Genomic DNA, 15,029 nt, shown 5'->3' on the forward strand with positions numbered 1-15,029 from the left:
CCTGAGGTTCTCGCATCGGACACCGAATAGTTCGGGCACCGATGTATTCTGGAGCCGAAGCATTCGGCGAGCGGACGGCCGCGCCCAGGGCCGCCGCGGGACGAGGAAGACGGGTGACCCGGTGACGAGTGCCACGGCACGGCAGCTGACCGCCCTGCTCTCCCGGGAACGGCCCCGGCCCGCGCGCATACGCGAGCGCCCCGGCGCCTGGTGGCTGGCGGTGGCCACGGTCTGCTTCGGCGCCTTCATGGGCCAGCTCGACGCCAGCATCGTCACCCTGACCTACCGCAGCCTGGGCAGCGACTTCCACACCTCGCCCGCCGCCGTCGAATGGGTCTCGCTGGCCTACCTGATCACCCTGGTCGCGCTGCTGGTCCCGGTCGGGCGGCTGGCCGACGCGCACGGCCGCAAGCTGTTCTACCTGTACGGATTCGTGGTCTTCACCGCCGCGTCGGCGGCCTGCGGACTCGCGCCCTCACTGGCCGCACTGGTCGTCTTCCGCGTGGTGCAGGCCGCCGGTGCCGCGATGATGCAGGCCAACAGCGTCGCCCTGGTCGCCACCAGCGCCCCCAGGGACCGGATGCGCACCGCGCTCGGCGTGCAGGCCGCCGCCCAGGCGCTCGGCCTCGCCCTCGGCCCGACCGTCGGCGGCGCGCTGGTGTCCACCCTGGGCTGGCGCTGGGTGTTCGGCATCAACGTGCCGATCGGCGTGGTCGCCCTGGTCGCCGGGCACTACCTGCTGCCCAGGACCCGCACCCGCAACCGCGTCCCCGGCTTCGACTGGCCGGGCCTGGCCCTGCTGGCGCTGGCCACCACCGCCGGGCTGCTGGGCGTCTCGGCCGCCTCGGGCCTGCGGGTGCCGGGCTGGGCGGTCGGCGCGCTGTTCGCCGTCGCGGTGGCGGCCGGGTGGGGCTTCGCCGTACGGCAGGGCCGGGCCGCCGCACCCCTGCTCGACCTCGCGCTGCTGCGGCTGCGGGCGGTCTCCGCCGGGCTGGCGGGGGCGCTCTTCGGCTACCTGGTGCTCTTCGGGCCGCTGGTGCTGGTGCCGGTCGTGCTGACCGCGGCGGGCCGCAGCGAACTGACCGCCGGAGTGGTGCTGACCGCGTTGCCCGCCGGGTTCGCGCTCGCGGCCACCGGCGCCGACCGGGTGCTGCCGCGCGGCCTGCCGGACCGCACCCGCTGCCTGCTGGGCGCGGGGGTGTGCGTGGCCGCGCTCGGCCGGCTCGCCGCCGCGGGCCCGGCCGGCCTCGGCACACTGACTCCGGCGCTGGCCGTGCTGGGCCTCGGCCTCGGGCTGTTCACCCCGGCCAACAACACCCTGATCATGAGCGCGATACCGGCCGGCTCCTCCGGGACCGGCGGCGGGCTGGTCAACATGGCCCGGGGCCTGGGCACCGCGCTGGGCGTCGCGCTGGTGACGCTGGCCCTGCACCTGACCTCCGCCACCGGAGCGCTGGTCGTGCTGCTCGCGGCGGGCGGCGCGGCGCTGGCGGCCGCGGCGCTCGGTCCGCGTTCCGGACACTGAACGGCCACGCGCGGTCCGCCTTCCGGACGCCGACCGGGTCCGCGCGGCCCGCCGACTAAGGTCGTGCCATGCCGACCCCGCACCACCCCGACGACCCGAACCCCGCGGCCCCCGGCCGCGGCGGGCCCGACGCCCGGCTGCTGACCGAGGTCGTCACCCGGCTGCGCAGGGCGCTGCGCGCCTCGATCCGCACCGACTACCCGTGGGAGACGCTGCCCATGGCCCAGGTCGAGCTGCTCCAGGTGCTCGCCGAGCACTCGCCCGCCCGCATCGGCGACCTGGCCGCCCGGCAGCGGCTGGCGACCAGCACCGTCAGCGGGCTCATCGGCCAGATGATCACCTCCGGCCTGGTGGCCCGCGCCGTCGACCCCGCCGACCGCAGGGCGTCCGCCGTCACCCTGACCGACGCGGGCCGCGACCAGCTCACCGCCTGGGCGCAAGCCCACGAACGCCGCCTGGACGCGGCCCTGGACGCGCTGGACACCGACGACCGCGCGATCGTCCGCTCCGCGCTGCCCGCCCTCTTCCGCCTCGCGGAGCACCTCGACGACACCGGGACCCCGGACGCCCCGGCCACCGCGCCGGACGCCCCGCAGGCCGCGCCCGGCCGTCCTACCCCCGCTGACCGGCCGGGGGCGCGGGGCTGAACCGGCGCATCCGGCGGGCCGTCAGCACGCCCTCCACGCCCGCGTTGGCGACCGCGATGCGCGGCAGCTCGGTGGGGCGCTCGTAGAGCATGAAGCGCGGCTGCCAGTGCGGGCGCAGCCCGGCGTTGTCCCGGTGCACCCCTTCGAGGCCGCGGCGCGGCGACAGCAGCCGCACGATGAGCCGGTGGACCCGGAAGACGAAACCGGTGCCCAGGCCCTGGCCGTACGTGACGGGGGCGTGGAAGACGGTGAAGTTCAGCGCGATCCGCTCGACGTCCGCCACCGGGTCGGCGCCCGCCCGCGCCCGCAGCAGCAGTTCGGTCAGCATCAGCGCGAAGACGCTGTCCGGCGACTCCCGTTCACGCCGCATCAGGTCCAGCGACAGCCCCGCGCCGCCGTCCCACGGCACCAGGTCCAGCAGGGCGCAGGTGCGGTCGTTGGGGTCGCGGCACTCGACGATCACGCAGGCGCCGTCGGCCGGGTCGCCCATCCTGCCCAGCGTCATGGTGAAGCCGCGGTCCACCGCGCCGTTGCGCCAGGCGTCGGCCAGGTGGACCAGGCCGTCCATCTCCTCCCGGGCCACCTCCCGGTGCCGCCGCACCGTCACCGAGTAGCCGGCCGCCAGCAGTTCGTCGCGGGCCTCGCGCAGCGGGCGGGCCTCGGGCGCGGTCAGGTCGGCGTCCGCGACGGCGGTCACCGCCTCGTCGCCGAACGCCAGCACCCGCATCCCGGCGCGTTCGAACAGCCCGGCGGCCCGCTCGCTCGCCCCGGTCACCGCGGGCACCCAGCCGTGGGAGCGGGCGGTGTGCAGCCAGGCGCCGATCGCCGCGGGCCAGGCCGCCGGGTCGCCCACCGGGTCGCCGGAGGCCAGCGCGACCCCGTTGATCACCCGGTAGGTCACGGCGGCCTCCTGACCGGGAGACCAGGCGACCGCCTTGTCCCGGTGGAGCGCGAAGTAGCCCAGCGAGTCGTCCGCGCCGAACCGGGCGAGCAGCCCGCGCAGCCTGTCCTCGTCCTCCGGTCCCAGCCGGGCCCTGCCGCGCGGGCTGCGGAAGAACGCGCGCAGCACCTGGAGCAGCAGCGCGACGCTGAGCACGTTGATCAGCAGGTCGGTCCAGCCGGGGACGGTGATGTCGGGCAGTTCGAAGAGCGTGGAGAGGGTGAAGACCCGCAGCAGCGCGTAGCGCAGGCAGTCCGTCCAGGACGCGGCCGGTTCGGTGTCGGTCCCGTGCACCAGCACGGTGCCGAGCCCGGCGGCCAGCACCCCGCCCAGCACGAACCAGCCCAGCCCCAGCGGGATGTTGCCGCGCTCCCCGCGCACCTGGCAGACCGTCCGGGCGATCACCAGCGCGACGGCGACAGCGGTGGTCACCCCCGCCGAGACCCAGTTGACGACGTGCTGCCGGGCGTCCGGCAGCACCAGCAGCGCCCCCCAGTACACCAGCGCGTTGAGCCCCGCCAACGTGAAGGTGATCAGCCAAGCGGCCCGCTTGCGCCGCCGCAGCATCACCGCGAGCAGGCTGGCCACCAGCGCCGCGGTGAAGCCCGCGGTCACCAGGAACGGGGTGAACAGGTCGCCGCTGTCGGCCCGGTAGATGCGTTCGCGGAACGGCGCGATCAGGCCGGTGAGCACGTCCAGCGCGGCGGCCAGCCGCAGGTACCACACGACGGCGACCGCGCACGGCTCGGCCAGCGGGCGCAGCAGTCGCTCGGCGCGGGTCGGCGGCAGGTCGGCCAGCGACACCCTCGGCGGCGCCGGGCGCTTCGGCGGCGCGGGCCTCGGGCTCTCCAGGTGCGGCGCACCGGCCACCGCGTTGTAGACCTTGCGGCGGGCCGCGTCCAGCCGCCCGTGCACCCGCTGCTCGCGGCGCTCGGCCCGGGCCAGCCTGCGCGGCCGCGAGTAGTAGCGCCAGCGCGCCCAGGGGCTCGCCGGGCGGGCCAGCCGGATCGCGCCGAAGAACGCGGGCACCACCAGGAACAGCCCGAACAGGCCGGTCCACAGCTTGCCCTTGAGCAGGCTGAGCACCACCAGCGCCAGCAGCACGCCGATGGCGACGGTCCGGGTCAGCAGCGAGCCGGTGAAGCCGCCCAGCGGGGTCACCCCGAGCAGCAGCAGCCCGATCACGGTGACCGCGAGGATCACCGCGTCCACCGACTGGCGGCCCTCCTCGCGCCAGTAGACGTCCTCCAGGTGCAGCACGAGCGCGAACTCGTCCAGCACCAGCCCGCACCCGATGCCGAACAGCAGCGCCAGCAGGTCGTGCCCCACCCGCGCCTCGCCGCGCAGCGCGAACGAGCCGATGCCGCCGGCCAGCATCCCGGCCAGCCCGAAGACCACGTGGTGGATGTGGAGGCCGCCGGGCTGGACGTTCCCCGGCCACCAGCTCACCCCGCGGCGGATCATCCGCACGCTGAACCGGATGAACAGGAACGATCCGAGCAGGCCGACGAGCAGCAGGAACAGCGGCTCACGCCCGGTGTCCACGATCCGGGTCTGGTAGCCGTGCGCCAGCCACTCCCACATGAGTACGCGTCACCTCGTCGTCGTAGCGGCGGCCGTCGGTCCGCCGTCCTCGGGGCGGCCGCGGCGGGCCACCCCCTGGTCAACGACAGCTTCGCACCCGGGAAACGCGAACGCGCAGGCAGCGGCGCGTGGTGGCGTACGCGACTACTTCACGGCCGTCAGCTTCGCGTAGACCACGACGTTGCCCAGGTAGCTGCGGGTGGTCTTGGAGAAGCCGCCGCCGCAGGTGATCAGGCGCAGCTCCGGCGTGGGGGTGTCGGCGTAGACCTTGGCGTCGGGGAAGTCCTTCTTCTCGTAGGCGTTGACGCCGTAGACGGTGAAGACCGCGACGCGCTTGTCGGCGCGGGTGATCTCGACGGTGTTGCCCTTGTGCAGCGAGCCGAGGTTGTAGAAGACGGCCGGGCCCTTGAGGTTGTCCACGTGCCCGGCGAGCACCGCGGCGCCCTTCTCGCCCGGCGCCGGGCCGCCGTCGTACCAGCCGGCCAGGTTCTTGTCGGTCTCCGGCGGCACCTGGAGCTGGTTGCTCGCGTCCACGCCCAGCTTCATCAGCGGCGCGTCCACCTTGATGGCCGGGATGCGCACCCGCTGCGGCAGCGAGTACGGCAGCGGCGCGACGGTCGGGCTCGGTGAGGCGGAGGACGCCGGGGCGCCCTGGCCGGGGGAGGGGCTGCCCACCGCCTCGGCGGCGGTCGGGGCGGGCGGCTGCGAGGTCTGGGTGCCGTTGTGCAGCAGCCAGGCCCCGGCGAGCAGCGCGGCGGCCGAGAAGGCGATCACGGCCCGGGGGGCGCGGCGGGGGCGGCCGGTGCCGGGCGGCTCGTCGGGCTCCTGGGGTTCGCCGGGTCCGTAGGGCCAGGGGCGCGGGGTGGGCGGCATGGTCGGCGGCCTTTCGACGACGGTTGCGCGGCGCGGCGATCGGTACGGCTGAACGCCGGACGGCGAACGCGGCGCGCACATGATGGCGTTATGTCCGATGTTCGCCTCATCTGACAGGGGATCACACAACACGGCGGACGGCGAGCGATGACCGACCCGTACGGAGCACACCCGGCGGGCGCTTGTTACCGTTCGGTGTGCCACCGATACGCAGCCGGGACGCGAGCCCGGGCAAGCCCGCTCCGCAGCCAGGCCCGGCCGTCGTCCCGGCCCCCGTACGCCGCCGTCTGTTCGCCGACCTCACGCCCCTGCGCACCTCGGTCGACTACCGGCGGCTGTGGTTCGGCAACACCATCTCCTGGATGGGCCAGCAGATGACCGCCCTCGCGGTCTCGCTCCAGGTCTACGCGATCACCAGGTCGACCTTCGCGGTCGGCCTGGTCGGCCTGTGCTCGCTGGTGCCGCTGGTGATCTTCGGGCTGTACGGCGGCGCCGTCGCCGACACCCTCGACCGCCGCAAGCTCGGCCTGGTCAGCGCCACCGGGGCGAGCGTGATGTCGGTGGTCCTGGCGGGGGCGGCGCTCGCGCGCTACCACCACGTCTGGCTGCTGTACTCGGTCGTGGCCCTGCAAGCGGTCTGCTTCGCCATGAACTCCCCGGCCCGCAGCTCCATGATCCCCAGGCTGCTGCCGCCCGAGCAGCTCCCGGCGGCGAACGCGCTCAACTCGCTGACCTCCAACCTCGGCCTGATGGCGGGCCCCAGCCTCGGCGGCGTCATCGTCGGCCTGTGGGGCTATCAGGCCGCGTACCTGGTCGACGTGGTGGCGTTCGGCGCCTCCCTCTACGCGATGTGGCGGCTGCCCGCGATGCGGCCGGACCAGGGCACGGAGGGCGGGGCGGCGCCGCGCCGGGCGTCGGTCGTGGACGGGCTGCGCTTCCTGGCCACCCGGCCCAACCTGCGCATGACGTTCTTCGCCGACCTGGCCGCGATGGTGCTGGCCCAGCCGCGCGCGCTCTTCCCGGCGATCGCGGCGCTGTGGTACGGCGGCGACGCCAAGACCGTCGGCCTGCTGGTCGCGGCGCCCGCGATCGGCTCGGTGCTGGGCGGGCTGTTCTCCGGCTGGCTGGGGCGGGTGCGCAGGCACGGCCGGGCGATCCTGTGCGCCGTCGCCGCCTGGGGTGCGGCGATCGCGGTCTTCGGGCTGACCCGGCAGCTGTGGCTGGGCCTGTTCTTCCTCGCGGTCGCGGGCGCCGCCGACACCGTCTCGATGGTCTTCCGCTCCACGATGCTCCAGGCGGCCACCCCGGACCGGATGCGCGGCCGGCTCCAGGGCGTGTTCATCGTGGTGGTCGCGGGCGGACCGCGGCTGGGCGACTTCCTCGCCGGCTCCGCGGCCGACCTGACCTCGCCGTCCACCACGGTGGTCTGCGGGGGACTGGCCTGCCTGCTGGTGCTGGGGTTGCTGGCGCTGCGGTGGCGCGGCTTCGCGCGGTACGACGCGCGCGATCCACAGGCGTGACCTGGAACGATCGTGGCGGCTCAGGCGTGAACGGGCCGCGTGTGGGCACAAGGTGCTACGCAACCGCGTTCGACGCGAGGGCGTCTGACCGGATGTAGGACCGCGAAGGACCAGGGCGACCGGCCCGGTCCGCACGGAAGGCAGGGCTGAGACGTGGGCATCATCGGCTGGATCCTCCTGGGGCTGATCGCCGGGGCGATCGCCAAGATCCTGCTGCCCGGGCGCGACCCGGGCGGCCTGGTCGGCACCACCCTCATCGGCATCGCCGGGGCGTTCGTGGGCGGCTGGCTGTCCATGCACTTCCTGCACCGCCCGGTGCAGCACACCTTCTTCGACGCCCGCAGCTGGGGCTCGGCCATCGTCGGCTCGCTGGTCCTGCTGATCCTCTACCGCATCTTCTTCGGCAACTCCCGCTCGCGCCGCGGCTGAAGCCGTACCGCGGCTGACGCCGCACCGCACGGGCCGGGGCGTATCGCCCCGGCCCGTCCGTCATCCCAGCATCTGCCGCAGCAGGTCGCGCAGGGTCGCGCGGTCGTGTTCCGACAGGGCGGCCAGGGGCTCGCGGGCGAAGCCCAGGGAGGCGCGCAGGCGGGTGGCGGTGTCCTTGCCGGTTTCGGTGGCCGCGGCGAGCTTGACGCGGCGGTCGGCCGGGTCGGGGCGGCGCTCCACCAGGCCGCGCGCCTCCAGGCGGTCCACGATGCCGGTGACGTTGGACGGCTCGCACTTGAGCTGCTCGGCGATCCGGCGCATCGGCATCGGTTCCCGGGACAGCAGCCCGAGCACGCGCGCCTGGGCGCCGGTGAGCTGGTGCCGGGCCGCCGCCGTGTCGTACTCCTCGTAGTAGCGCGCCACGACGGTGCCGATCAGTTCGACGACCTCCAGCGTGAGGGGGTCCATGGGGGCGGGTGCCGGTGCGGTCATGAGGTCAGTCTACCCATTTGCTTGACATCATGAAATATCCAGGTGCATGGTTAGTTCAGTAGATGAAGTACCTGGAAGTGCAGAAGAAGCGCCGAAGAAGCAAGGAGATGCCTCCCCTGATGTCCGCGTCCGCACACGCCCAGCCCACGCTCCCCGCCACCGGCCGCGAATGGCACCTGGTCGCCCGCCCCGACGGCTGGCCCGTTCCCGGTGACTTCGCGCTGCGCGAGGCCGAGGTGCCCGCCCCGGGCCCCGGCCAGATCGCGGTGCGCAACCTCTTCATGTCGGTCGACCCGTACATGCGCGGCCGGATGAACGACGTCAAGTCCTACGTGCCGCCCTTCCGGCTGGACGCCCCGCTGGACGGCGGCGCGGTCGGCGTGGTCGTCGCCTCCGAGGCCGAGGGCGTCGCGGTCGGCGACCACGTGCTGCACGGGCTCGGCTGGCGCGAGTACGCGGTGCTCGACGCCCGGCACGCCACCACCGTCGACCCGGACGTCGCGCCGCTGTCGGCCTACCTCGGCGTGCTGGGCATGCCCGGCCTGACCGCGTACGCCGGTCTGCTGCGGGTCGGCGCCTTCCAGGAGGGCGACGCGGTCTTCGTCTCCGGCGCGGCCGGCGCGGTCGGCAGCCAGGTCGGCCAGATCGCCAAGCTCAAGGGCGCCTCCCGGGTCATCGGCTCGGCCGGCTCCGACGAGAAGGTCAAGGTGCTGGTCGAGGAGTACGGCTTCGACGCCGCGTTCAACTACAAGAACGGCCCCGTGCGCGAGCAGCTCAAGCAGGCCGCCCCCGACGGCATCGACGTCTACTTCGACAACGTCGGCGGCGAGCACCTGGAAGCCGCGATCAGCTCCCTGAAGGTGCACGGCCGCGCCGCGATCTGCGGCATGATCGCGCAGTACAACGCCACCGAGCCGCCCGCCGCCCCGCGCAACCTCGCCATGGTCATCGGCAAGCGGCTGCGCCTGGAGGGCCTGCTCGTCGGCGACCACGCCGACCTCAAGGAGCAGTTCGTCGACGAGGTCGGCGGCTGGCTGCGGGACGGCAGCCTGCGCTACCGGGAGACCGTGGTCGACGGCATCGACCACGCCGTGGACGCCTTCCTCGGCCTGCTGCGCGGCGAGAACACCGGCAAGATGGTCGTCCGCCTCGACGCCTGACCGCGGCGCCGGCCACCGGTCGGCACCGGGGGTGTGTTGCGTCCGCCCGCCCCCGCTCGCATACGCTTCATCCGACCGCCGCGACCGTGGGCGCGAGTCGCGTCGTACCTCAGGAGGATCATCCCGTATGTCCATCCAGTCCGTAGACGTCCTGTACACCGCCGTGGCCACCGCGGAGAACGGCCGTGACGGCCGCGTCTCCAGCGACGACGGCAAGCTCGACGTGGTCGTCAACCCGCCCAAGGAGATGGGCGGCAGCGGTGCGGGGACCAACCCCGAGCAGCTGTTCGCCGCCGGTTACAGCGCCTGCTTCCAGGGCGCGCTGGGCGTCGTCGCCCGGCAGGAGAAGGCCGACATCTCCGGCTCGACGGTGACCGCGAAGGTCGGCATCGGCAAGACCGAGGCGGGCGGCTTCGGCCTCACCGTCGAGATCTCCGCGTCCATCCCGAACGTGGACGCCGCCACCGCCCAGGCCTTGGTGGAGAAGGCGCACCAGGTCTGCCCGTACTCCAACGCCACCCGTGGCAACATCGAGGTGAAGCTCTCGGTGGCCTGACGCTTCGTCGGGTACCGCGTGGCTTCACGCAGTACGCCCGCTCCGGCCGCCGCTCAACGGCGCGCTCCGGGGCGGGTGTTCGCGTTTCAGGCGTCCTCGTCCGGGGCCCGCGGGGCGCTCGCCGCGTCGGGCGCTTCCCTTGCCTCCGGGGACAGCAGTCGCAGGAAGTCGCGGAAGGCCGCCGCCATGTCCACCGAGTCGGGGTCCAGCAGCCACTGGAGCTGGAGCCCGTCCAGCACGGCCGTCAGCAACGGCGCCGCCCGCTCCGGGGTCAGGCCGCCCGCCAGCCGCTGCCCGTACTCCTCCCGCAGCGCGTTCGCACCGCCCTCCCTGGCCCGGCGGTAGCGGCGCCGGAAGAAGGCGCGGGCCGGGTGGCGCGCGGTGACGCTGTCGGCGGCGAGCACGGTGTAGGTCCTGACCAGGGCCGGCCGGGTCGCGTGGTACTCGACCAGCGAGGCCAGCATCTCCAGCGGCCAGCCCGTCCCGTGCAGCGCGGCGGCGGTGAGGTCCCACTGTCCCGACGCGTCCAGCACGGCGGTCAGCAGTGCCTCCTTGGTGGGGAAGTAGTGCAGCAGCCCCTGCTGGGTCAGTCCGACGCGGTCCGCCACGGCGCCCAGGGTCGTGCCGCGGTAGCCGCGCTCGGCCAGCACCGCGAGCGCGGCCTCGACGATCTCGGCGCGCCGGTCCTCGGACCGTGCGGTCCGGCCTCCGCGGCGCCCGTCCGGGCTCTTCGCGGCCACGGACGAGAGCCTAGGGGGTGTGCCGCGGATCCGCGCGGCGTCGCGGATCCACCCGGCGCCCCTCCGGGCGTAACGTGACGTTCCGCGTGAAAGCGTGCGACGACGCGCAACCGGTGCCTACCGGCCGTTCTGTCCGACATCGTTGTCGGGCCCGTGAGGCGGCGGCGAGGCACCCGTACCCCAACTCACCTGCGCGGACGTGGATTTGAGCGTGGGGGAGGAGAGGGCTACGGTCCATGGGTAACGGTGGCCGTCCGCCCGCGCGGCGGCGGTCCCGAGCGTGGCGCGAGGACGCCGAGGTATGCCTCGTGTCCGCGGGGGCGGAGCGTCCTGACACGCTCCGCCCCTTTTCCGCGTTCTCCTTGCGCACCAGCGCGTTCTCCTTGTGCGCCCGCGCGAGCGGAATGTGCGCCCGCCCTGAGCGGACGCACGCCGTCTGAGCGGACGGACGCCGTCCCTCTGGGCGGACCGCGCGCCCTCCCGGCTGACGCGCGTAGACGACCCGCGTAGACAAACCTTGACCTGCCACGGTCAACCGCTCTAGGTTCACGTCACCGTCACATCCCCTCAGGGGCCGCCACCCCGAAGGAGCCTTCCCATGCGCCGAATTCGCCCCCTTCCGACGACCCGGCGCGGCCGGGCCACCGCCGCCGTCGCGGCCGCCGTGGTCGCCGGCACCGCGCTGTTCGCCACCGGAGCGGCCACCGCCGACAACTCCGTGCCGCGCTCCGACAAGGAGATCCCCAACCTCACCAAGGTCGAGGACCAGATCGAGGCCTACTACGGCGACACGGTCATCAACGGCGAGCACTACGCGTCGCCCAACTCCCCGTACGCGCAGCAGGTCGAGGGCATCGAGGCGAAGGCGAAGACGTACCTGAAGCAGGCCGTACGGCACGACCACGGCAAGAAGCCCGCGATCGTCCTCGACGTGGACGACACCACGCTGCTGACCTACAACTACGAGCTGGAAGTGGGCTTCGCCTACACCACGGCCTCCAGCGACACCTACATCCGCACCAAGACCATGCCCGCCGTCTTCGGCATGACCCGGCTGGTCGACTGGGCGGCCCAGCAGGGCGTCACCGTCTTCTACGTCACCGGCCGCCCGGAGGCGCAGCGCGCGCCGAGCGCCGCCAACCTGGCCGCTGCGGGCTACAAGCCGGCCGCCGACGCGAGCCACTTCTTCCTGAAGAACCCCACGAGCCCGCCCGCGTACCTGCCGTGCGGCGCGACCTGCACGACCATCCAGTACAAGTCCGGCACCCGCAAGCACATCGAGTCGCTCGGCTACGACGTCGTGGCCAACTTCGGCGACCAGTACAGCGACCTGTCCGGCGGCTACGCGGACAAGGGCTTCAAGCTGCCGAACCCGATGTACTACATCCCCTGACCCGACCTGACCCGGCCCCGGGTGCTCGGTGCGCCACCGCGAGGTGCGGTGGCGCACCTGACGTCACGTCAGCTCCCGGGTGGAGCAGGTGGGGGCGGGGGCTCGTGCGGTCCGTGCGGCTCGTGCGGTCCGGGTGGCGGCTCCGGCAACGACTCCACGTCCGGCGCGGCCTCCGGCCACACCAGCAGCACCGGGCACGGCGCGTGGTCCACCACGAACCGCGTCGCGGGACCCAGGCTGTGCGGCCCCAGCCGCTCGCGGTCGCCGTCGCGGGCGCACACCAGCAGGTCGGCGCCCTGAGCCGCGCGCACGATCTCCCGCTCGACCCGGCCGCTCAGCTCCCGTCGCCGCGCGGGCCTGCCCAGCCGCCGCGCCGCCGCGTCCAGCAGCTCACCGGCGGCGGCCGCCGACAACTCCTCCAGCCGCGCCCCCGGGTCACGATCGGCCCGACCGCGTCCCAGCAGCCCGCCGAACGCCGCGTGCGCGGCCTGCGCGGGACCGGAGTCGGTGACGTGCGCGAGCGTCAACTCCTCCTCGTCGCGGGCCCGTTCGCGGGCGGCGTCGACACAGGCCGGCCAGGTGCCCTCGGCGATCCAGATCACGATCCCCACGGCGGCTCACCCTCCGATCGTCGTCAGCGACACCCACAGTGCCACGCTCGCGGCGATCAGCGTGGCAGGCACGGTCAGCAGCCCCAGCAGGGTGAAGGAGCCCAGCGCCGGACGCTCGTCGTGCTCGTGCAGCACCCGCCGCCACAGCAGCGTCGCCAGCGAACCCACGTACGTCAGGTTGGGCCCGAGGTTCACCCCGAGCAGGACGGCGAGCACCGGGCCCGCGCCGCCCGGCGAGACGATGGGCAGCAGCGCGAGCAGCGCGGGCAGGTTGTTGATCAGGTTGGCCAGCACCGCCGCGATCGCCGCCACGCCCAGCAGCGCGGGCAGCGAGGTGCCGCCGGGCAGCACGTTCCGCAGGCCGTCGTCGAGCCCGTTGTCCACCACGGCCTTGACCACGACGCCGAGGGCCAGCACGAACAGGCAGAACGGCAGTCCGGCCGACTTCACCACCTCGACCGGGGTGGTCCGCCCCCGTTTCAGCGCCCGTGCGGCCAGCACCAGCGCCCCGGCGAACGCCGCCCACGCCGGGTTCACCCCGACGAACGAGGTCACCGCGAACCCGGCCAGCGTGCAGCCCAGCACGACGAGGGTGAAGACCGGCGGCGCGACGCGTTCCACCGGATGCCCGCCGCCCGCCCCGGCCGCGAGGTCGGCCCGGAAGAACCGCCGGAAGACCCCGTACTCCACACCGATGGCCGCGAGCCACGGCAGTGCCATCAGCCCGGCGAAGCGCGCGAACGACAGGCCGCTCGCGGAGAACGCCAGCAGGTTCGTCAGGTTGGACACCGGCAGCAGCAGCGAGGCGGAGTTCGCGAGATGGGTGCAGGCGTACACGTGCGGCCGGGCCCTGGCGCCCGCCCTGGCCGCCGTGGCGAACACGACCGGGGTGAGCAGCACCACGGTCGCGTCCAGACTCAGCACCGCGGTGACCAGCGACGCCACCACGAAGACCCCGGCCAGCAGCCGCCCCGGCCGTCCGCCGCACACCCGTGCCACCAGATCGCCCGCCGCGCCGAACAGCCCGTCGTCGTCGCAGAGTTGGGCCAGCACCAGCACCGCGGCCAGGAATCCGACGACCGGCAGCAGGCCGTGCACCTGCGTCCAGGCGTCGTGCCACGGCACCGCGCCGGTGGCCACCAGCACCACCGCCGCGGGCACCGCGGCCACCGCTTCCGGCAGCCCGCGCGGCCGCACCACGGCGAACGCCAGCACCACCAGCAGCAGGGCGACGGAGAGCACCTCGGCACCCGCGCCGTTCACCAGTGGCCTCCCGGGGTCCGCGTCGTCGTCACAGGTCGGACGGCCATGGTCACACGCGGGCGTCACCCCGCCGCACCCGCCCTTCCGTGTCCGCCGGGAGGTGCGCCGGAAGAGGTGCTGCGTGCCCGCCGGAAGACGCGTTTCCGTGTCCGCCGGGCCGCACGTCAGCCCGGTGGCGCGTGAGGCTCACTTACGGGTGACACCCGCGTAGGCGATCCTGGCCAGCTCCGCCTGGCCCTTCGTACTCGGGTGGAACCAGTCCCACGGGCTCAACTCGGCCGTGGTGAACGGCTCGTCGTGCACCGCGCCGCCGTCGTAGCGGCACAGCGGGTACTGGCCGCAGACCTGCTGGAGCACCTGGTCGTACGCCGCCACCCGGGCGCGTACCGCGTCGCGCCGCGTGGTGTCGGCGGCCGTGCTGCCCATGGGGTCGGCCAGCATCGACGGGCAGATGCCCAGGTTCCACACCGAGCGGCCGAGCACGCTGGAGCGGCCCACCGACCACAGCCGGTACAGGTCGGGGACGCTCGCCACGTACACCTCGGTGTGCGGCGAGCCGCCGTGCAGTGTCCGCAGCGCGTCGGTGAACCGGGCCCGGAAGTCGGCCACCGGGGTCATCGCCGCGGCCGAGTCCGCACACGCGTCGTTGGCGCCGATCAGTATCGTCGCCAGCCCCGGGCGCTTCGCGGCGGCCTCGCGTGCCTGGTCGACGAGGGTGTCGACGCGGGCGCCGCTGACCGCGAAGTTCCAGGTGCGGCCGGCCGGCGAGGCCAGCAGCCGGGTGGCGAGGCTGTCGACGTCCGAGCGGTCACCGGTGGACCAGGAGACGTCCGGGCAGTCCGACAGCAGCGAACAGGCGTCGAAGCCACGGGTGATGGAGTCGCCGAGCGCGGCGACGGAGGAGGGCCGGGGGTTCCACACCGGCCCGCTGGGCGACGGTGACCCGCTCGCCGCCGGACGCCCCGAAGGCCCGCACCCGGCCACCACCAGCAGGGCCGCGCACACCGCCGCGACGAGCCCCGCCCGCCGTCGCCGGACGGCCCGCGCCGGACGGTGGCGCTCGCGGCGGGGCCGCGGTGTCTCGCGCATATGCGCCCCCTCATCGGATGACCGGGTGATATCTGCGTCAGCCCGACGGTACGTCACTCCTCCAGGGACGCCGCACGGTAGTTTTTCCTCGACAGCCACGTCACGGTCACACCGATTGGTTCAACTCGGTGGCACAGTGGGTGATCGACATAAGTTTGAATACGAGCGATCAGTTCTTGTCCCGTTTGGTAAGAATGGTGCAGAATG

General features: G+C 73.8%; 14 protein-coding genes. 7 read left to right on the forward strand and 7 right to left on the reverse strand.

Annotated elements, in window-relative coordinates; all coding sequences use genetic code 11:
- Positions 1 to 154: 154 nt before the first annotated feature.
- Both K7472_RS24115 and K7472_RS24120 read left to right on the forward strand, forming a co-directional pair.
- On the forward strand, positions 155 to 1,525 hold the full coding sequence (locus K7472_RS24115; RefSeq protein ID WP_222980670.1) for an MFS transporter: 1,371 nt from the start codon (positions 155 to 157) through the stop codon (positions 1,523 to 1,525).
- Positions 1,526 to 1,593: 68 nt separating this feature from the next.
- Complete coding sequence (locus K7472_RS24120; RefSeq protein ID WP_222980639.1) at positions 1,594 to 2,172, forward strand: MarR family winged helix-turn-helix transcriptional regulator; 579 nt, start codon at positions 1,594 to 1,596, stop codon at positions 2,170 to 2,172.
- Here the strand turns inward: K7472_RS24120 and K7472_RS24125 are convergent.
- Positions 2,138 to 4,696, reverse strand: a complete 2,559-nt coding sequence (locus tag K7472_RS24125) for a phosphatidylglycerol lysyltransferase domain-containing protein (RefSeq protein ID WP_222980640.1) — start codon at positions 4,694 to 4,696, stop codon at positions 2,138 to 2,140. The two genes, K7472_RS24120 and K7472_RS24125, sit on opposite strands and share 35 nt — an antisense overlap.
- 144 nt (positions 4,697 to 4,840) lie before the next feature.
- On the reverse strand, positions 4,841 to 5,569 hold the full coding sequence (locus K7472_RS24130) for a class F sortase (protein WP_222980641.1): 729 nt from the start codon (positions 5,567 to 5,569) through the stop codon (positions 4,841 to 4,843).
- 206 nt (positions 5,570 to 5,775) lie between these two features.
- On the opposite strand from K7472_RS24130, the gene K7472_RS24135 reads away from it, so the two are divergent.
- Positions 5,776 to 7,089: an MFS transporter gene (locus tag K7472_RS24135; protein ID WP_222980671.1), complete on the forward strand. Its 1,314-nt coding sequence runs from the start codon at positions 5,776 to 5,778 to the stop codon at positions 7,087 to 7,089.
- A gap of 153 nt (positions 7,090 to 7,242) precedes the next feature.
- On the forward strand, positions 7,243 to 7,518 hold the full coding sequence (locus K7472_RS24140; RefSeq protein ID WP_109450189.1) for a GlsB/YeaQ/YmgE family stress response membrane protein: 276 nt from the start codon (positions 7,243 to 7,245) through the stop codon (positions 7,516 to 7,518).
- A 60-nt stretch (positions 7,519 to 7,578) separates the two neighbouring features.
- On the opposite strand, the gene K7472_RS24145 is transcribed toward K7472_RS24140, so the two are convergent.
- Entirely contained in the window at positions 7,579 to 8,010 is a 432-nt protein-coding gene (locus tag K7472_RS24145; protein WP_252396133.1) for a MarR family winged helix-turn-helix transcriptional regulator, read from the reverse strand.
- A gap of 119 nt (positions 8,011 to 8,129) precedes the next feature.
- Here K7472_RS24145 and K7472_RS24150 point away from each other — a divergent pair, with 119 nt between their 5' ends.
- Together K7472_RS24150 and K7472_RS24155 are read left to right on the forward strand one after the other, a co-directional pair.
- Complete coding sequence (locus K7472_RS24150; protein ID WP_222980642.1) at positions 8,130 to 9,170, forward strand: NADP-dependent oxidoreductase; 1,041 nt, start codon at positions 8,130 to 8,132, stop codon at positions 9,168 to 9,170.
- Positions 9,171 to 9,297: 127 nt separating this feature from the next.
- The gene (locus K7472_RS24155; protein ID WP_222980643.1) at positions 9,298 to 9,726 is read left to right on the forward strand and encodes an organic hydroperoxide resistance protein; all 429 of its coding nucleotides are present in this window, start codon (positions 9,298 to 9,300) and stop codon (positions 9,724 to 9,726) included.
- 86 nt (positions 9,727 to 9,812) lie between these two features.
- Here K7472_RS24155 and K7472_RS24160 read toward each other — a convergent pair whose 3' ends face one another.
- On the reverse strand, positions 9,813 to 10,466 hold the full coding sequence (locus K7472_RS24160; protein WP_222980644.1) for a TetR/AcrR family transcriptional regulator: 654 nt from the start codon (positions 10,464 to 10,466) through the stop codon (positions 9,813 to 9,815).
- Positions 10,467 to 11,064: 598 nt separating this feature from the next.
- Between K7472_RS24160 and K7472_RS24165 the strand changes: the two genes are divergently transcribed.
- Positions 11,065 to 11,859 carry an HAD family acid phosphatase gene (locus K7472_RS24165; protein ID WP_222980645.1) on the forward strand — a complete coding sequence of 265 codons (795 nt, stop codon included), beginning with the start codon at positions 11,065 to 11,067 and terminating at the stop codon, positions 11,857 to 11,859.
- A gap of 68 nt (positions 11,860 to 11,927) precedes the next feature.
- Here K7472_RS24165 and K7472_RS24170 read toward each other — a convergent pair whose 3' ends face one another.
- The 3 genes from K7472_RS24170 to K7472_RS24180 form a co-directional block, all read right to left on the reverse strand.
- Positions 11,928 to 12,470: a universal stress protein gene (locus tag K7472_RS24170; RefSeq protein WP_222980646.1), complete on the reverse strand. Its 543-nt coding sequence runs from the start codon at positions 12,468 to 12,470 to the stop codon at positions 11,928 to 11,930.
- Between the two features lie 6 nt (positions 12,471 to 12,476).
- Positions 12,477 to 13,733: an ArsB/NhaD family transporter gene (locus tag K7472_RS24175; RefSeq protein ID WP_222980647.1), complete on the reverse strand. Its 1,257-nt coding sequence runs from the start codon at positions 13,731 to 13,733 to the stop codon at positions 12,477 to 12,479.
- A 186-nt stretch (positions 13,734 to 13,919) separates the two neighbouring features.
- Positions 13,920 to 14,822, reverse strand: coding sequence for an SGNH/GDSL hydrolase family protein (locus K7472_RS24180; RefSeq protein ID WP_222980648.1), 903 nt, complete (start codon positions 14,820 to 14,822; stop codon positions 13,920 to 13,922).
- Between the last annotated feature and the right edge of the window lie 207 nt (positions 14,823 to 15,029).

Origin of the sequence: Streptantibioticus parmotrematis (assembly GCF_019890615.1) — a bacterium.
Lineage (GTDB): Bacteria > Actinomycetota > Actinomycetes > Streptomycetales > Streptomycetaceae > Streptantibioticus_D > Streptantibioticus_D parmotrematis.

Excerpts from the sequence above, each read along its gene's own strand:
- K7472_RS24165 (WP_222980645.1), top strand. The coding sequence starts at position 11,065 with ATGCGCCGAATTCGCCCCCTTCCGACGACCCGGCGCGGCCGGGCCACC.
- K7472_RS24180 (WP_222980648.1), bottom strand. The coding sequence starts at position 14,822 with ATGCGCGAGACACCGCGGCCCCGCCGCGAGCGCCACCGTCCGGCGCGG.
- K7472_RS24130 (WP_222980641.1), bottom strand. The coding sequence starts at position 5,569 with ATGCCGCCCACCCCGCGCCCCTGGCCCTACGGACCCGGCGAACCCCAG.
- K7472_RS24125 (WP_222980640.1), bottom strand. The coding sequence starts at position 4,696 with ATGTGGGAGTGGCTGGCGCACGGCTACCAGACCCGGATCGTGGACACC.
- K7472_RS24120 (WP_222980639.1), top strand. The coding sequence starts at position 1,594 with ATGCCGACCCCGCACCACCCCGACGACCCGAACCCCGCGGCCCCCGGC.
- K7472_RS24145 (WP_252396133.1), bottom strand. The coding sequence starts at position 8,010 with ATGACCGCACCGGCACCCGCCCCCATGGACCCCCTCACGCTGGAGGTC.
- K7472_RS24150 (WP_222980642.1), top strand. The coding sequence starts at position 8,130 with ATGTCCGCGTCCGCACACGCCCAGCCCACGCTCCCCGCCACCGGCCGC.
- K7472_RS24155 (WP_222980643.1), top strand. The coding sequence starts at position 9,298 with ATGTCCATCCAGTCCGTAGACGTCCTGTACACCGCCGTGGCCACCGCG.